Here is a 14,092-nt window from a genome sequence, read left to right as displayed (position 1 = left end):
GCGCCTTCAGGCGTCTTCCGCCTTCATCGCCTCCAGCGCGGCGTCGGCATCGATATCCGAGGCAGCGGCGATCTCGTGAATCTCCAGCGCCTCCAGATCCTCGCTGGTGTCGATGTCGAGAAAGGCGCCCTCGCCCTCCACCGGCACCTCGACCACGAAATCGGCGTTCTGGGCGAGAATTTGGCGGGCGCCGACATCGCCTTGCAACGTCTTCAGCGCCGGGAAGAGCGCCCGCGCCAGCGCCACCGGGTTACCCTGCCGTCCCTCGGCCACCGGCACCGCCGCCAGCCGCCCACGCGCGGGATCGAGCGCGTCGGCGAGGCGGTCGACCAGCGACGGCTCGACCCTCGGCATGTCGCCCAGCATCACCACCACCCGCTCCACCTCCCGCGGCAGCGCGGCGACGCCGGCCTTGAGCGAGGTGGAAAGCCCCTGCGCGAAATCCGGATTGTGCGCGAAGGTGACGTCGAGCCCGGTCAACGCCGCCCGCACCGCGTCCGCCTCATGGCCCGTCACGACGATGACCGGGCGTGCCCGCGCGGCGAGGGCCGTCTCCACCACCCGGCGCACCAGCGGCACCCCGCCGAGCGGCAGCGTCAGCTTGTGGGCCCGCGGCAGGCGCGTGCCCTGCCCGGCCGCCAGCACCAGCGCGGCCGGTGGCCGGGCCGGGCGGCGGCGCAATTCGCCGACGATCTGGGCGAGAATGGACACGGCGATCTCCGCCGGGTTGGCGGCGCCGATATCGAGGCCGATCGGCGCGCGGATGCGCTCCAGCGCCGCGCGCGGCACGCCGCGTTCCGCCAGCCGCGCCACCCGGCCGGCATGGGATTTGCGCGAGCCGAGCGCGCCGACATAGAAGCACCCCGCGGTCAGCGCCGCTTCCAGCGCGGGATCGTCGATTTTCGGGTCATGCGCCAGCACCGCCACCGCCGTGAAGGGGTCGAGCACCAGCTCCGCCAGCGCCTCCTGCGGCCATTGCGCCCGCACCTCGACTCCGGGGAAACGCTCTTCCGAGGCGAAAGCCGTGCGCGGATCGACGATGATCACCTCGAAGCCGACGGCCTTGGCCATCGGCGCCAACGCCTGCGAGATATGCACCGCCCCAGTGATGACGAGGCGCGGGGACGGCAGATGCACGGTGAGGAACAGCCGCGAGCCCTCCACCTCCACCCGTCCGCTGCGGCCGCTGCGCAGCGCCTCGGCGAGAGGCTCCGCCAGAGGATCGCCCGCCACGTCGGCGGCACTCACCAGCCGCTGCGCGCCGCCGTCCAGGTCGGTGACGAGGACAATGGGGCGGCGCGCGGCGCGCTCGGTGTTCAGCGCTTCGAGGAGCGACAGTTCCATCAGGAAACCTTCTCGACATAGACGGCGATGCGCCCGCCACAGGACAGGCCGACCTGCCAGGCGGTCTCATTGGCGACGCCGAATTCCAGCAGCCGGGGGCTGCCATCGGCGATCACCTCGGCCGCTTCCGCCACCACCGCGCCCTCGACGCAGCCGCCCGACACCGAACCGAGGAAATTGCCATCCTCGTCGATCGCCAGATGGCTGCCGACCGGGCGCGGCGCCGAGCCCCAGGTCTCCACCACCGTTGCCAGCGCCACACCCCGGCCGGCCTGCCGCCAGCTCGCCGCCGCCTGCAGCACATCTTCCTCGCGCGTGAGCATCGGCTCCTCCTTCGCGTTCGACCATTTGCCCCACTATAGCGCGGCAACGCGGCGGCGCCTTGCCGGCGCGCGCGGAAACGATCACAAGACCGCGCATGAACGTCCCTGCCCGCTCCCCCCTCGCCCCGCCCGACGCCACCCCGCTGCCCGGCCGGACGCTGCGCCGCGTCCATGAGCTGGCGCAGGCCGGGCTGGTGGCGGCCGATCCGGCGCTGGAGGCGGTCGCGGCGCGCTATGCCGTGGCGGTGACGCCGGTGCTGGCCGGCCTGATCGACCCCACCGATGCCGCCGACCCGATCGCCCGCCAGTTCGTGCCCGATGCGCGCGAGCTGGAGACGCGCCCGGAAGAGCGCGAGGACCCGATCGGCGACGACGCGCATAGCCCGGTGCCGGGCATCGTCCACCGCTATCCCGACCGCGTGCTGCTGAAGCTGGTCGGCGTCTGCGCCGTCTATTGCCGCTTCTGCTTCCGCCGGGAAATGGTCGGGCCGGGCGCGGAGACCAGCCTTTCCGAGGAGGCGCTGGAGGCCGCCCTGGTCTATATCGCCGGCCATCCCGAGATCTGGGAGGTGGTGCTGACCGGCGGCGACCCGCTCGTCGCCGCCCCGCGCCGCCTTGCCGAGCTGATGGCCCGGCTCGCCGCCATCCCGCATGTAAAGGTCGTGCGCTTTCACACCCGCGTGCCCATCGCCGCGCCCGAGCGCATTACCGGCGCGCTGGTGGCGGCGTTGCGGGCGTCTGACGTGACCACCTATGTCGCCGTGCACGCCAACCACGCCCGCGAGCTCGGCCCGGACGCGCGCGCGGCGCTGGCCCGGCTGGCGGATGCCGGCATCGCGCTGGTCGGGCAGAGCGTGCTGCTTGCCGGCGTCAATGACGAGGCGGAGACGCTGGCGGCGCTGTTCCGGGCGCTCGTCGAGTGCCGGGTGAAGCCGTATTACCTCCACCATCCCGACCTCGCCCCCGGTACCGCGCATTTCCGCCTTCCCATCGCTCGCGGGCAGGAACTGATGGCGGCGTTGCGTGGGCGCGTCTCCGGCCTCGCACTGCCGACCTATGTGCTCGACATCCCCGGCGGCCATGGCAAGGTGCCGGTGGGGCCGTCCTATCTGGAGCCGGCAGCGGAGGGCTGGAGCGTCACCGATTATTGCGGCGGCGTGCACGCTTACGGAGAAGGCGTATGAGCCGCCCCGTCCCCGTCGATGTGGTGGTGATCGGCGCCGGTGCGGCCGGGCTGATGTGCGCCATCGAGGCCGGACGGCGCGGGCGCCGGGTGGTGGTGCTCGACCATGCCCGCACGCCGGGCGAGAAGATCCGCATTTCCGGCGGCGGGCGCTGCAACTTCACCAATCGCGACGCCGCCCCGCGCCATTATCTCTCTGCCAATCCGGGCTTCGCCATCTCGGCGCTGAAGCGCTACAGCGCGCAGGATTTCATCGCCCGCATCGACCGGCGCGGCATCGCCTGGCACGAAAAGACGCTCGGCCAGCTCTTTTGCGACGGCTCGGCGCGGCAGGTGGTGGAGATGCTGACCGACGACCTCAACGAGGCCGGCGGGGAACTGCGCCTGTCCACCGCCATAACAGGCATCGAGCGCAGCTCTGACGGCTTCACCGTGGCGACGGCCGCCGGCACCCTGGCCTGCGCGTCGCTGGTCATCGCCTCGGGCGGCAAGTCGATCCCCAAGATGGGCGCCACCGGCTTCGGCTATGAGGTGGCGGAGCGCTTCGGGCTGGCGCTGCAGCCCACCCGCCCCGGCCTTGTCCCCCTCACCCTCGATCCGGCGCAGCTGGAGCGGCTCGCCCCGCTCGCCGGGGTGGCGGTCGAGGCCCGGGTGAGCCATGGCAAGACGCGATTCGAGGAAGGGCTGCTTTTCACCCATCGCGGCCTGTCCGGCCCGGCGATCCTGCAGATCTCCTCCTATTGGCGCGAGGGCGACGAAATCACACTCGCGCTGGCCCCCGGCGCGGACATCTTCGCCCGGCTGCGCGAGGCCCGCACAGCAAATGGCCGGCAGTCGCCCGCCACCGCGCTGGCGAGCCTGCTGCCCAAGCGCCTCGCCCAGATCATCGCCGAGCGCGAGGCCGGCACGGTCAATCTCGCCGATCTCTCCGACAAGGCGCTGCGCCGGATCGACGCGGCGGTGAATGGCTGGCGACTGAAGCCGACCGGCTCGGAAGGTTACCGCACCGCCGAGGTGACGCTTGGCGGCGTCGACACGACCGGCCTCGATTCGCGCACCCTGGCGGCGCGCGAGGTGCCGGGGCTGTATTTCGTCGGCGAGGTGGTTGACGTCACCGGCTGGCTCGGCGGCTATAATTTCCAATGGGCCTGGTCGTCCGGCTGGGTTGCCGGGCAGTTTGCCTGAGCACACTCACACCGACAGGAACCCCCGTCCGAGATAGGCGAGCTTGGCCTTGTCGGGGCCGAGCGCCACCGCCTCGACCCGGCCGACCAGCACGTCATGGGTGGCGATGGTGCGCAGTTCCACCATACGGCACTGGAAAACCGCGATCGCCCCCGTGAGGCAGGGCAGGCCCAGCGCCCCCTCATGCCAGTGGCCGACGCCGAATCGCGCCTCCCCCTCCAGCCCGCCCCGCCCACCAAAGCTTTCCGCCACGCTTTGCTGGTCCGCGCCCAGCATGTTGACCGCGAACCGGCCGGACTGGCGGAAGGCGGGGGCGGAGCGGATGCGGCGGTTGAGGCAGACCAGAAGGGTCGGCGGGCTGTCCGACACCGAGGCGACGGCGGTGGCGGTGAAGCCGGCGCGCCCGTCCGGGCCGTGTGTGGTGATCACATGCACGGCGGCCACCAGGCGGCTCATCGCCTCGCGATAGAGCCCGGCCTCGACCGCGTGGGCCGCGTCATGCTGTGCCGCATCATGTGCCTTGGGCTGGTCCAAGCTGGCGTGCCTCCTGCGGCCTCGCGCGGGGCGAAGGATCCACACCACGCGGCTTCGCTGTGCATAACCTTTGCGGCGCGCATTTGGAAACCGCGCGGCGCGCGGGAACGTACATGACGATGTGAAGACAAAAATGACCGCCCGCGCCACAGTGCAAACGCAGCCTCGCCACATTAACCGCTTGAGTTGCAAAGGGATTCATGAAATAGGTATTTAAATACCCTCGTATCATGCTTTTCGATCGATTGCATTTCGTCTTTCGATCGAATTGTATCGGAACGTGGCGCAGGCTAAGAGTCAGGGGCGCACACCGTACGGGCACGGTTACAAACTGTGCAAAAGCCCGACGGCGGCGCCTTGCGCAAATGCGGCTGAGGGGAGCCGGCACAATCATGGAAATATTTGTTCAGCAGCTCATCAATGGGCTGACGCTCGGCTCGATCTACGGGCTGATCGCCATCGGCTATACCATGGTGTTCGGCATCATCGGCATGGTCAACTTCGCCCATGGCGACGTCTTCATGGTCTCGGCCTTCATCGCGTTGATCTGCTTCCTGCTGGTCACGACTGTGATGGGCATCACCTCCATCTTTCTGGCGCTGGCCATCGTGCTTGTCGTGGCGATGGTGTTCACCTCGTTGCTGAACTGGGCGATCGAGCGTGTGGCCTACCGGCCGCTGCGCGGCTCGTTCCGGCTGGCGCCGATGATCTCCGCCATCGGCATGTCGATCTTCCTCGCCAATTTCGTCCAGGTGACGCAGGGCCCGCGCAACAAGCCGATCCCACCAATGATCACCGACGTGATCGTGCTGATGGACAATGGCTCCTACCAGGTCACGCTGGCCTGGAAGCAGGTGATCATCATGGTGATCACCGCCGCGCTGCTCGGCGGGTTCTGGTACCTGGTGCAGAAGACCTCGCTCGGCCGCGCCCAGCGCGCCTGCGAACAGGACCGCAAGATGGCCGCGCTGCTCGGCATCAATGTCGACCACACCATCTCGCTGACCTTCGTCATCGGCGCCGCGCTGGCTGCCGTCGCCGGCACGCTGTACCTGATGTATTATGGGGTGGCGAACTTCGCCGATGGCTTCGTGCCCGGCGTGAAGGCCTTCACTGCAGCCGTGCTCGGCGGCATCGGCTCGCTCCCCGGCGCGGTGCTCGGCGGGCTGCTGATCGGCCTGATCGAGACCTTCTGGTCGGCCTATTTCTCCATCGAATACAAGGATGTGGCGGCGTTCTCCATCCTCGCCATCACGCTGATCTTCATGCCGCAGGGCCTTCTAGGCCGGCCTGAGGTCGAGAAGGTCTGAGGTCGCGCATCATGGCTGTCCAGACCGCAGACACCGCCCCGCCCGCGGCCGCCAACCCCGTGCTGGGCCCCGCCTTCAAGGACGCGCTGATCGTCGGCCTGATCGCGCTGGGCCTGTTCGGCCCGCTCATCGGGTTCGAGACCGTCATCATCGACGGCGCGCTGGGGCTGGCCTACCGGCCCTCGCTGCTGGCCATCATGGTCGGCATCATCTTCTTCGGCCGGCTGCTGCTAAACGTCACTTTGTGGTCGCCGAACCGCAAGCCCTCCACCCACACCGGCCCGACCTTGTTCGACCGCGCCGGCACGGTGATGGGCCCCGGCGTCAAGCCGGCGCTGCTGGCCTTCGCCGTGCTGTTCCCCGCCATCGCCATCTTCTCCCTCGGCGGGCTGAACGAGAGCCGCTATCTGATCGATCTCGGCATCCTCATCCTCACCTATGTGATGCTGGGCTGGGGGCTGAACATCGTCGTCGGCCTCGCCGGCCTGCTCGATCTCGGCTATGTCGCCTTCTACGCGGTGGGCGCCTACACCTATGCGCTGCTCGCCACCTCGGCGCCGATCAACGACTTCTTCGCCGGCCTGTTCGGCGCCACCTTCTGGGCCAATTGGGCGTTCTGGATCTGCCTGCCGATGGCCGGCATCTTCGCCGGCGTCTGGGGCATGATCCTCGGCTTCCCGGTGCTGCGCCTGCGCGGCGACTATCTCGCCATCGTCACCCTTGCCTTCGGCGAGATCATCCGCCTCGTGCTGATCAACTGGGTGGACTTCACCAATGGCGGGGCGGGCATCGCCTCGATCCCGCGCGCCACCTTCTTCGGCATTCCCTTCAATGCCGGACCGGACGGCTTCGCCGCGCTGTTCGGGCTGCCCTTCAGCCCGATGCACCGCATCGTCTTCCTCTACTTCGTCATCCTGGCGCTGGCACTGCTGACCGCCTTCGTCACCGTGCGCCTGCGCCGGCTTCCCGTCGGCCGCGCCTGGGAAGCGCTGCGCGAGGATGAGATCGCCTGCCGCTCGCTCGGCATCAACACCACCACGACCAAGCTGTCCGCCTTCGCCACCGGCGCCATGTTCGGCGGCTTCGCCGGCTGCTTCTTCGCCGTGCGCGCCGGCTTCGTCAGCCCGGAGAGCTTCACCTTCGACGTCTCGGCGATGATCCTGGCCATTGTCGTGCTCGGCGGCATGGGCTCGCAGATCGGCGTCGCGGTGGCGGCTGCGGTCATGATGGGCGGCATGGAGATGCTGCGCAATCTCGGTTTCCTGAAGCAGATCTTCGGCAATGACTTCGACCCCAGCCTCTACCGCATGCTGATCTTCGGCTTCGCCATGGTCGCCATCATGGTGTGGAAGCCGCGCGGTCTCGTCTCCACCCGCGACCCGACGATCTTCCTCAAGGAGCGCAAGGCGGTATCCGGCGATCTCGTGAAGGAGGGCCACGGCTGATGGCAACCTCTCCCGCAAACGGCCTCCCGCGCTGGGAAGCCGACCCCATCCTCATCGTCGAACACCTGTTCATGCGCTTCGGCGGCCTGATCGCGGTCAACGACCTCAGCTTCAAGGTCGGGCGCGGCGACATCACCGCCCTGATCGGCCCCAATGGCGCCGGCAAGACCACGGTGTTCAACTGCATCACCGGCTTCTACAAGCCGAGCGAGGGCCGCCTCATCCTGGCGCATGGCCGCGCGCCGACGCCGGAGGAGATCGCCGAGGTAACGCGCATCGGCGAGCGCTCGCTGGTCGGGCGCGAGGCCGGCGTGTTCCTGCTGGAGCGGATGCCCGATTATCTGGTCTCGGGCGGCGCCAAGGTGGCCCGCACCTTCCAGAACATCCGGCTGTTCACCGGCATGACCGTGCTGGAAAACCTCATGGTCGCCCAGCACAACGCGCTGATGGCCGCCTCGGGCTATTCGCTCAAGGGGCTGTTCGGACTGCCGGGCTGGACGAGGGCCCAGAAGGCCGCCACCGCGAAGGCGGAATACTGGCTCGACAAGGTCGGCCTCACCGACCGCGCCGACGACCCGGCCGGCGACCTGCCCTATGGCGCCCAGCGCCGGCTGGAGATCGCCCGCGCCATGTGCTCGGAGCCGATCCTGCTCTGCCTCGACGAGCCCGCCGCCGGCCTCAACCCGCGCGAGAGCCTCGAACTCAACACGCTGCTGCGCGCCATCCGCGCCGAGCACGGCACCTCGATCCTGCTGATCGAGCACGACATGAGCGTGGTGATGGAAATCTCCGACCATGTGGTCGTGCTCGACTACGGCACGAAGATCTCCGACGGCACGCCGGAGGCGGTGAAGAACGACCCGCGCGTCATCGCCGCCTATCTCGGCGTCGACGAGGACGCGGTGGAGGAGGTCGAGGCCGAACTCAAGCTGGACACCAACCCGACGGGAGCGGGCGCATGAGCGACACCCTCACCGCCACCACGCCCGCCCTCGCCACGCCGGCCCGCACCGACGCGCCGATGCTGCAGGTGCGGGGGGTCAAGACCTTCTACGGCAACATCATGGCCCTGCGCGGCGTCGATGTGGACGTCTACAAGGGCGAGATCGTCACGCTTATCGGCTCCAACGGCGCCGGCAAGTCGACGCTGATGATGACCATTTTCGGCCAGCCGCGCCCGCGCGAGGGCTCGATCCTGTTCGAGGGGCGCGACATCACCCAGGTGCCGACCCATGAGATCGCCCATCTCAAGATCGCCCAGTCGCCCGAGGGACGGCGCATCTTCCCGCGCATGAGCGTGTTCGAGAACCTGCAGATGGGCGCGGCGGTGGATGGCTTCGCCCATTTCGATGCCGACCTCGAAAAGGTCTTCGTGCTGTTCCCGCGCCTGAAGGAGCGGATCAACCAGCGCGGCGGCACGCTTTCGGGCGGCGAGCAGCAGATGCTGGCGATCGGCCGGGCGCTGATGAGCCGGCCGCGCCTCCTGATGCTGGACGAGCCCTCGCTCGGCCTCGCCCCGCTGGTGGTGCGCCAGATCTTCGACGCCATCCGCGAGCTCAACCGCACGGAAGGACTCACAGTGTTCCTGGTCGAGCAGAACGCCTTTCACGCCCTCAAGCTCGCCCATCGCGGCTATGTTCTGGTCAATGGCGCCATCACCCTCTCCGGCGAGGGCCGCGAATTGCTGGAGCGGCCGGAAGTGCGCGCCGCCTATCTCGAAGGAGGGGCGCACTGATGGCTCCCATGTCCGGCACCCTCGTCTCCAAGGGCAGTTCGGCAAGTCTCGCCGTCGCCTTGCCACTGCTGGTGGTGGCCCTCGTCCTGCTCTCGGCCGTGTTCATGCCCGAGCTGGTGGTCGAGGTGTCGCGCGCCGATTTCGTGCTGGTCACCCTGTTTCTGGGCGGCGGCGCGGCGTGGTTGACCGGCCGCTCCATCGCCACCACCTGGCGGCCCTACCGGCAGGCGGCGCTCTATGCGCTGCTGCTGGGCTGCGTGGTGCGGTTTTTCCATTTCGCGCTGTTCGAGGGCACGCTGCTCTCGCTGCACTATTTCCTCACCGATACGGCCTTCCTGGTCGCCATCGCCACCCTCGGCTTCCGTGCCGAGCGGGCCCGGCAGATGTCGACCCGCTATGGCTGGATCTACCGCCAGTCCGGGCTGTTCGGCTGGCTTGAAGGCGGCGGCGGCACCCGTTCCGGCGCCCCAGCCGGCGAGCCCTGACCGGCGCCTTCACCATGTTTCGCTTGCTCGTCGACAAGAGCATCGAAAAGGGCATGATATCGGCCCGGGGCGATCGCCGCCGAGCCGTAAAGGCCGTGCTTTCCACCCTTCCAGAACCAGGAGAGACGTTCATGAAGAAGCTTCTGACTGCCGGCCTGGCGCTCGCCGCCATGGCGGCGCTGGCCGCTCCGGCGTCCGCGCAGATCAAGGTCGGCGTGGGCGGTCCCATGACCGGCGCGAACGCCACCTTCGGCGCCCAGCTGAAGAACGGCGCCGAACAGTGGGCCGCTGACGTCAACGCCAAGGGCGGCATCCTCGGCGAGAAGGTCGAGCTGATCATCGGCGACGACGCCTCCAAGCCCGAGCAGGGCGTGTCGGTGGCCAACAAGTTCATCTCGGACGGCGTCAAAGTCGTCCTCGGCCACTTCAATTCGGGCGTGTCGATCCCGGCCTCCGAGCAGTATGCCGAAGCCGGCATCCTCCAGCTCACCCCGGCCTCGACCAACCCGACCTTCACCGAGCGCGGCCTGACCACCGTGTTCCGCGTCTGCGGCCGCGACGACCAGCAGGGCGCCGTCGCCGGCGACTACATCGCCAAGAACCTGAAGGATAAGAAGGTCGGCATCGTTCACGACAAGACCCCCTACGGAAAGGGCCTTGCCGACGAAACCCAGAAGTCCATGAATGCCGCCGGCATCAAGGAAGTGGTCTATGAAGGCATCAACCCGGGCGAGAAGGACTATTCAGCGCTCGTGTCGAAGCTGAAGGCCGCGAATGTCGACGTGCTCTACTACGGCGGCCTGCACACCGAAGCCGGCCTGCTCGTGCGCCAGATGCGCGACCAGGGCATGACCACCGTCCTGTTCTCGGGCGACGGCATCACCGACAAGGAGTTCTGGACCATCGCCGGTCCGGGCGCCGCCGGCACCCTAATGACCTTCGGTCCCGACCCGCGCAACAGCCCGGCTGCCGCCGCGGTCGTCGCCGAGTTCAAGAAGAAGGGCATCGATCCGGAAGGCTACGTGCTCTACACCTACGCCGCCGGCCAGGTGTTCCAGCAGGCGGCCGAGGCGACCAAGTCGCTCGATAACGCCAAGCTGGCCGAGTACATCCACTCGGGCAAGACCTTCAAGACCGTGCTCGGCGACCTGATCTTCGACAAGAAGGGCGACCGCACCACCCTCGACTACGTGCTGTACGTCTGGAAGGACGGCGGCTACTCGCAGATGTGAGCCGCACGGCCGCGCCTTTGCGGCGCGGCGGCGATGTCCATCAACAATAAACGAAACCCGCCGGAGCGATCCGGCGGGTTTTTCATTGTCCGACGCGTGGGAGAACCCCCAGCCGCCTAGCCGAAGGCGGACAGCGCCGGGAAGGTTTCCAGCAGCCAGAAGCTCACCTGCGCCATCCAGCCCGAGAGAAAGCCGATGCCGGTCAGCACCAGCAGCGCGCCCATCACCTTCTCGATGATCGGCAGGTAGCGCTTGGCATGGCCGAGCACGCCCAGCGCCGGCCGCGCCATCGCCGCCACCGCGAGGAAGGGCACGCCGAGCCCGGCCGAATACACCGCCAGCAGCCCCGCGCCATGGGTCAGCGTCTGCTCGCTCGCGGCCACGGCGAGGATCGCCGCCAGCACCGGGCCGATGCAGGGCGTCCACCCGAAGGCGAAGGCGAGCCCCATCACATAGGCGCCGAGGAAGGTGGTTGGTGCATCCACATGCACCCGCTTGGTGCGGGTCAGCCAGCCGAAGCGCAGAATGCCGAGAAAATGCAGGCCCATCAGCAGGATGGCGACGCCCGCCACCATGGCGAGCTCCTGCGAGTACAGCCGCAGATACGCCCCCGCCACCGAGGCGCCCGCCCCCAGCGCCACGAACACCGTGGAGAAGCCGGCGACGAACAGCGCCGCCGCGCCCAGCGTCCGCCGCGCCGCCGCGTCGGTCGGCGCCTTGTGGGTGATCTGGTCGAGACTGGTGCCGGCGAGGTAGCACAGATAGGGCGGCACAAGCGGCAGCACGCAGGGGGAGGCGAAGCTGGCGATGCCGGCCAGGAAGGCGGCCGGAAGAGTGACGTCAGCCATGAAATGAGCAACCCTAGCCTTGTCCGAGGGCTTCCCCATGCACGCCCTTGTCGGCTTATGCAATGCGGCCGGTTAACCCTCCCCGTGATGTGATGCCCGCCAGGCAAGCTGTTTCCCAAGCTGTTACCAAGGACGACGTTTCGATGCGCAACCTGATCACCGATGTCGCCGGCCTCCGCGTGGGCCACGCCACCGACCTGACACTGGCCTCCGGCGTCACCGTCGTGCTGTTCGACGAACCCAGTGTCGCCTCGGTCGATGTGCGCGGCGGCGGGCCGGGCACGCGCGAGACCGACCTCCTCGCCCCTGACGAGACGGTGGGCGCCATCCATGCCCTCACTCTGTCCGGCGGCTCCGCCTTCGGGCTCGATGCCGCCGGCGGGGTGGCGGCGGCGCTGGCCGAGCGCGGCATCGGCTTTCCCGTCGGCGATGCGCGGGTGCCGATCGTACCAGGCGCGGTGCTGTTCGATCTCATCAATGGCGGCGACAAGAACTGGGGACGGTTCCCGCCCTATCGCGACCTCGGCTATGCCGCGGCTAATGCGGCCGGGCTCGATTTCCGGCTCGGCACGGTGGGTGCCGGCACCGGGGCGACGACGGTGGACCTCAAGGGCGGTCTCGGCTCCGCCTCGATGATCGCGGCCACCGGCCACCGGGTCGGGGCGCTGGTGGCGGTCAATGCCTGCGGCGCCACCAATTTCCCCGGCGGGCCGCATTTCTGGGCGGCACCGTTCGAGCAGGCGGGCGAGTTCGGCGGCCTCGGCCTGCCCCATCCGCTGCCGCCGCTGCCCGAACGCCCGGCGCTGAAGGGGCTCCCTCCCGGCGCCAACACCACCATCGCTATTGTGGCTACCGATGCCGTGCTGACCAAGGCGCAGTGCAAGCGGCTCGCTGTCATGGCCCATGACGGCTATGCCCACGCGATCTGGCCCGTCCACACCCCGCTCGACGGCGACACCATCTTCGCCGCCGCCACGGGCAAGCGCCCGCTGGAGGACCCGATCTTCGACCTCGCCTTGATCGGCGACGCCGTGGTCCGCACGCTGGCCCGCGCTTGCGCCCGCGCGGTTTTCGAGGCCACCGCCCTGCCTCAGCCCGGCACCATTCCGAGCTGGAAGCAGCGTTTCGGTGGGTGACATCGGCTTATTGCGTCGCACGCAATAGCGCGTGGTCCTGTCGGCTTTGCAGCCCCGCTTGTCGCATCTGTCCAATCTGCATGGCTGCCATGCGCCCGACACTGCCCTCAAGAATAAGGGGGGCGCATGAGCGACACGCAGGCACGGATCCGGGTTCGGAGCCTTACCAAGATCTTCGGCGACGAATCGGGGGCCGCGCTGCCCCTGCTTCAGGCCGGGCAGAGCCGCGCCGAGGTGCAGAAGGCCACCGGCGCGGTCATCGGACTGCAGGATGTGAGCTTCGACGTCGCCGAGGGCGAGATCCTCGTCGTCATGGGCCTGTCGGGCTCGGGCAAGTCCACCTGCCTGCGCTGCATCAACCGGCTGATCGAGCCCACCGCCGGCTCGGTCCATATCGATGATACCGATGTCACCGCACTGGGCGAGCGCGACCTGATGGCGCTGCGCCGCATCCGCTTCGGCATGGTGTTCCAGCAATTCGCGCTGTTCCCCCACCGCACCATCCTGCGCAATGTCGAATATGGGCTTGAGGTGCAGGGCGTGCCGCCCGCCGCCCGGCGCGACAAGGCGCTCGCCGCCATCGAGACGGTGGGACTGAAGGGCTGGGACCAGCATTTTCCCTCGCAACTTTCCGGCGGCATGCAGCAGCGCGCCGGCCTCGCCCGCGCACTGGCGCTCGACCCGGACGTGCTGCTGATGGACGAGGCGTTCAGCGCCCTCGATCCGCTGATCCGCCGCGACATGCAGCAGGAACTCGTCGCGCTGCAGAAGCGGCTGAAAAAGACCATCGTCTTTGTCAGCCACGACCTCGACGAGGCGATCGCGCTCGGCGGGCGGATCGTGCTGATGAAAGACGGGCGGGTGGTGCAGCAGGGCACCGCCGCCGATTTCCTCGCCAACCCGGCTGACGACTATGTGCGCCGCTTCGTCGAGCATATCGACGTGCTCGGCGTCGTCACCGCCGGCGATGCCATGCGCCCGCCAATGGCGGTCCGCCCCTGGCAAAGCAGCGCCGCCGAGGCGCTGGAGGTCCTCACCCGATCCGGCGAGCCTGTGATGACGGTGGTCTGCGAGCTGGGCCGCTTCCAGGGCACGGTGGATGCGGACACGCTCCGGCGCGCAGGCGCCACCGAGCTGCGCCTGCTGCTGAGCGACCGCGACGCCAGCGTGCCGCGCGGCGCCACGTTGAACGAAGCCGTCGCCCGCCTCGCCGCCGGGCGCGGCGAGATCGCCGTCACAGGCCCGGATGGCGCGCTTCTCGGCGTCATCGCCAATGCTGACCTCATCGCCGCCCTGGCGCGGCGGCGGGTCGAAACCGCGCACTGACGGGAG

General features: G+C 68.7%; 14 protein-coding genes. 10 read left to right on the top strand and 4 right to left on the bottom strand.

Going from position 1 to position 14,092, the window contains the following annotated elements; translation table 11 throughout:
• Window positions 1–6: 6 nt before the first annotated feature.
• Window positions 7–1,344: an XdhC family protein gene (locus J2S76_RS22555; protein WP_307064303.1), complete on the bottom strand. Its 1,338-nt coding sequence runs from the start codon at window positions 1,342–1,344 to the stop codon at window positions 7–9.
• A complete protein-coding gene (locus tag J2S76_RS22550; RefSeq protein ID WP_307064301.1) occupies window positions 1,344–1,667 on the bottom strand; it encodes an XdhC family protein in 324 nt (107 codons plus the stop codon). The genes J2S76_RS22555 and J2S76_RS22550 overlap by 1 nt, the downstream gene beginning before the upstream one ends.
• Window positions 1,668–1,762: 95 nt before the next feature.
• Between J2S76_RS22550 and J2S76_RS22545 the strand changes: the two genes are divergently transcribed.
• A complete protein-coding gene (locus J2S76_RS22545; RefSeq protein WP_307064299.1) occupies window positions 1,763–2,851 on the top strand; it encodes a lysine-2,3-aminomutase-like protein in 1,089 nt (362 codons plus the stop codon).
• Window positions 2,848–4,035, top strand: a complete 1,188-nt coding sequence (locus tag J2S76_RS22540; protein ID WP_307064297.1) for a BaiN/RdsA family NAD(P)/FAD-dependent oxidoreductase — start codon at window positions 2,848–2,850, stop codon at window positions 4,033–4,035. The genes J2S76_RS22545 and J2S76_RS22540 overlap by 4 nt, the downstream gene beginning before the upstream one ends.
• Before the next feature lie 6 nt (window positions 4,036–4,041).
• On the opposite strand, the gene J2S76_RS22535 is transcribed toward J2S76_RS22540, so the two are convergent.
• Window positions 4,042–4,569, bottom strand: coding sequence for a flavin reductase (locus tag J2S76_RS22535; protein ID WP_307064296.1), 528 nt, complete (start codon window positions 4,567–4,569; stop codon window positions 4,042–4,044).
• A 392-nt stretch (window positions 4,570–4,961) separates the two neighbouring features.
• On the opposite strand from J2S76_RS22535, the gene J2S76_RS22530 reads away from it, so the two are divergent.
• The 6 genes from J2S76_RS22530 (at window position 4,962) to J2S76_RS22505 (ending at window position 10,776) form a co-directional block, all read left to right on the top strand.
• Window positions 4,962–5,879 (top strand): branched-chain amino acid ABC transporter permease, encoded by a 918-nt coding sequence (locus J2S76_RS22530; protein WP_018391412.1) that lies wholly within the window; start codon window positions 4,962–4,964, stop codon window positions 5,877–5,879.
• Between the two features lie 11 nt (window positions 5,880–5,890).
• The gene (gene livM, locus J2S76_RS22525) at window positions 5,891–7,324 is read left to right on the top strand and encodes a high-affinity branched-chain amino acid ABC transporter permease LivM (protein ID WP_307064294.1); all 1,434 of its coding nucleotides are present in this window, start codon (window positions 5,891–5,893) and stop codon (window positions 7,322–7,324) included.
• Entirely contained in the window at window positions 7,324–8,286 is a 963-nt protein-coding gene (locus J2S76_RS22520) for an ABC transporter ATP-binding protein (RefSeq protein WP_307064292.1), read from the top strand. Before livM ends, J2S76_RS22520 begins: the two co-directional genes overlap by 1 nt.
• Complete coding sequence (locus J2S76_RS22515; protein ID WP_126281472.1) at window positions 8,283–9,059, top strand: ABC transporter ATP-binding protein; 777 nt, start codon at window positions 8,283–8,285, stop codon at window positions 9,057–9,059. Before J2S76_RS22520 ends, J2S76_RS22515 begins: the two co-directional genes overlap by 4 nt.
• Window positions 9,060–9,163: 104 nt before the next feature.
• Window positions 9,164–9,544 carry a DUF6867 family protein gene (locus J2S76_RS22510; protein WP_307064324.1) on the top strand — a complete coding sequence of 127 codons (381 nt, stop codon included), beginning with the start codon at window positions 9,164–9,166 and terminating at the stop codon, window positions 9,542–9,544.
• A 131-nt stretch (window positions 9,545–9,675) separates the two neighbouring features.
• The gene (locus J2S76_RS22505; protein WP_307064323.1) at window positions 9,676–10,776 is read left to right on the top strand and encodes a branched-chain amino acid ABC transporter substrate-binding protein; all 1,101 of its coding nucleotides are present in this window, start codon (window positions 9,676–9,678) and stop codon (window positions 10,774–10,776) included.
• Window positions 10,777–10,892: 116 nt separating this feature from the next.
• Here the strand turns inward: J2S76_RS22505 and J2S76_RS22500 are convergent, their stop codons facing one another.
• Window positions 10,893–11,624: a cytochrome c biogenesis CcdA family protein gene (locus J2S76_RS22500; RefSeq protein WP_307064289.1), complete on the bottom strand. Its 732-nt coding sequence runs from the start codon at window positions 11,622–11,624 to the stop codon at window positions 10,893–10,895.
• A 143-nt stretch (window positions 11,625–11,767) separates the two neighbouring features.
• Between J2S76_RS22500 and J2S76_RS22495 the strand changes: the two genes are divergently transcribed.
• Both J2S76_RS22495 and J2S76_RS22490 read left to right on the top strand, forming a co-directional pair.
• A complete protein-coding gene (locus tag J2S76_RS22495) occupies window positions 11,768–12,760 on the top strand; it encodes a P1 family peptidase (RefSeq protein WP_307064287.1) in 993 nt (330 codons plus the stop codon).
• 126 nt (window positions 12,761–12,886) lie between these two features.
• Window positions 12,887–14,086, top strand: a complete 1,200-nt coding sequence (locus tag J2S76_RS22490; RefSeq protein ID WP_307064285.1) for a quaternary amine ABC transporter ATP-binding protein — start codon at window positions 12,887–12,889, stop codon at window positions 14,084–14,086.
• Window positions 14,087–14,092: the final 6 nt, after the last annotated feature.

Origin of the sequence: Ancylobacter vacuolatus, assembly GCF_030813595.1 — a bacterium.
GTDB classification, from domain to species: domain Bacteria; phylum Pseudomonadota; class Alphaproteobacteria; order Rhizobiales; family Xanthobacteraceae; genus Ancylobacter; species Ancylobacter vacuolatus.
The sequence above is the reverse complement of the archived record's forward strand: the minus strand, read 5'-3'. Positions and strand labels throughout refer to the sequence as shown.

Excerpts from the sequence above, each read along its gene's own strand:
- J2S76_RS22545 (WP_307064299.1), top strand. The coding sequence starts at position 1,763 with ATGAACGTCCCTGCCCGCTCCCCCCTCGCCCCGCCCGACGCCACCCCG.
- J2S76_RS22515 (WP_126281472.1), top strand. The coding sequence starts at position 8,283 with ATGAGCGACACCCTCACCGCCACCACGCCCGCCCTCGCCACGCCGGCC.
- J2S76_RS22490 (WP_307064285.1), top strand. The coding sequence starts at position 12,887 with ATGAGCGACACGCAGGCACGGATCCGGGTTCGGAGCCTTACCAAGATC.
- J2S76_RS22540 (WP_307064297.1), top strand. The coding sequence starts at position 2,848 with ATGAGCCGCCCCGTCCCCGTCGATGTGGTGGTGATCGGCGCCGGTGCG.
- livM (WP_307064294.1), top strand. The coding sequence starts at position 5,891 with ATGGCTGTCCAGACCGCAGACACCGCCCCGCCCGCGGCCGCCAACCCC.
- J2S76_RS22505 (WP_307064323.1), top strand. The coding sequence starts at position 9,676 with ATGAAGAAGCTTCTGACTGCCGGCCTGGCGCTCGCCGCCATGGCGGCG.
- J2S76_RS22510 (WP_307064324.1), top strand. The coding sequence starts at position 9,164 with ATGCCCGAGCTGGTGGTCGAGGTGTCGCGCGCCGATTTCGTGCTGGTC.
- J2S76_RS22520 (WP_307064292.1), top strand. The coding sequence starts at position 7,324 with ATGGCAACCTCTCCCGCAAACGGCCTCCCGCGCTGGGAAGCCGACCCC.
- J2S76_RS22495 (WP_307064287.1), top strand. The coding sequence starts at position 11,768 with ATGCGCAACCTGATCACCGATGTCGCCGGCCTCCGCGTGGGCCACGCC.
- J2S76_RS22530 (WP_018391412.1), top strand. The coding sequence starts at position 4,962 with ATGGAAATATTTGTTCAGCAGCTCATCAATGGGCTGACGCTCGGCTCG.
- J2S76_RS22500 (WP_307064289.1), bottom strand. The coding sequence starts at position 11,624 with ATGGCTGACGTCACTCTTCCGGCCGCCTTCCTGGCCGGCATCGCCAGC.
- J2S76_RS22555 (WP_307064303.1), bottom strand. The coding sequence starts at position 1,344 with ATGGAACTGTCGCTCCTCGAAGCGCTGAACACCGAGCGCGCCGCGCGC.
- J2S76_RS22550 (WP_307064301.1), bottom strand. The coding sequence starts at position 1,667 with ATGCTCACGCGCGAGGAAGATGTGCTGCAGGCGGCGGCGAGCTGGCGG.